This is a genomic window from Aureimonas sp. AU40 (assembly GCF_001463785.1).
In the GTDB taxonomy this organism is placed as follows: Bacteria; Pseudomonadota; Alphaproteobacteria; order Rhizobiales; family Rhizobiaceae; genus Aureimonas.
On record NZ_BBWL01000068.1, the window covers coordinates 1 to 1,209 of the forward strand.

A 1,209-nucleotide genomic window follows, 5' to 3' on the forward strand; every position below is an offset into this window, starting at 1 on the left:
CAAGGAGTATATCGAGGGGCTGGCCGGCCTCTGGTCGGTCGGCGTCGGCTTTTCCGAAAAGCGCCTGGCGGACGCGGCCTATCAGCAGATGCTGAAGCTGCCCTACTACCACACGTTCACCTCCAAATCGAACGAGCCCTCGATCCGCCTCGCCGAGAAGCTCGCCGAGATGACGCCCGAGCCCCTGACCCGCGCCTTCTTCACCTCGTCCGGATCGGAGGCCAACGACACGATCGTCAAGATGGTCTGGTATCGCTCGAACGCGATGGGCAAGCCGGAGAAGAAGAAGTTCCTCGCCCGCACCAAGGCCTATCACGGCATCACCATCGCCTCCGGTTCCCTCACCGGCCTGCCCACCAACCATCGCGACTTCGACCTGCCGGCGATCCCGGTGCGCCATCTCACCTGCCCGCACTTCTACCGCTTCGGTCATGAGGGCGAGAGCGAGGCCGAGTTCACCGCCCGGCTTCTCGCCGAGCTCGAGGACGTCATCGCGCAGGAAGGGGCCGAGACGATCGCGGCCTTCATCGGCGAGCCGCTGATGGCGGCGGGCGGCGTCATGCCGCCGCCCGCCGGCTATTGGGAGGGCGTCGAGCGCATCTGCCGGGCCAACGACATCCTCCTCGTCTCGGACGAGGTGATCTGCGGCTTCGGCCGGCTCGGCACGCCCTTCGGCTGCCAGAAATACGGGTTCACGCCCGACATCATGACGCTGTCGAAGCAGATCACCTCCTCCTACATGCCGCTCGCCGCGGTGATGCTGTCGGAGGCGGTCTATGCGCCGATCGCCGACAACTCGGCCCGGCTCGGCGTCTTCGGCCACGGCTTCACCGCCTCGGGCCATCCCGTCGCCACCGCCGTCGCGCTGGAGAACATCGCGATCATCGAGGAGCGCGATCTGATGGGCAACGCGGCGCGGCTGGAACAGCCGTTCCAGGCGGGGCTGCAGAGCTTTGCGGGCCACCCGCTGGTGGGCGAGGTGCGCGGCGCGGGGCTGATCGGGGCGCTGGAGCTGGTGGCCGACAAGGCGACCAAGCGCCCCTTCGAGAAGGCCGGCCGGGCCGGTCAGATCGCCGCCGCAATCGGCCACGAGGAAGGGCTGATCTTCCGCTCCATCGGCGACCAGCTGGCGCTCTGCCCGCCGATGATCGTCACGCAAGAGGATGTCGGCGAGATCATGACCCGCATGGGCCGGACGCTGGAGCGCCT

1 protein-coding gene is annotated in these 1,209 nt (G+C 67.9%); it reads left to right on the forward strand.

Annotated features, from left to right (window positions below; translation table 11 throughout):
- The coding region (locus AUL32_RS24285) for an aminotransferase (protein ID WP_062121101.1) at positions 1-1,209 on the forward strand (1,209 nt) is incomplete at both ends.